At 53.7% G+C, this 285-nt stretch carries 1 protein-coding gene; it reads right to left on the reverse strand.

The features are described from left to right. Positions 1 to 285, reverse strand: a 285-nt coding sequence (locus FN960_RS23880; RefSeq protein WP_143850798.1) for a TRCF domain-containing protein, incomplete at both ends; no start/stop codon positions are given.

Consider the following 285-nt stretch of genomic DNA (forward strand, 5'->3'; position numbering starts at 1 on the left):
CTCGACTTTGATCTCTTCCAGTTCGTTTTCCGTTTTGGCGCTGGCAATACGTTTGTAGAACGACAGACGCGTGTTCACGTCAGGGATGAAATCATCTGGCAATAGCGACGGCATCCGCAGCTCGACTTCTGTTTGATGGCTGGTGAGATCTTCCAGCGACGGCTCGCGTCCGGCTTTCAGTGCATCGACGGCGTTTTCCAGCAACTCCATATACAGCGAGAAACCGATGGTTTCCATTGAGCCGCTTTGTTCTTCGCCAAGCAGTTCACCCGCGCCGCGAATCTC

This window comes from Alkalicoccobacillus porphyridii, from assembly GCF_007293315.1.
GTDB lineage: Bacteria > Bacillota > Bacilli > Bacillales > Bacillaceae_D > Alkalicoccobacillus > Alkalicoccobacillus porphyridii.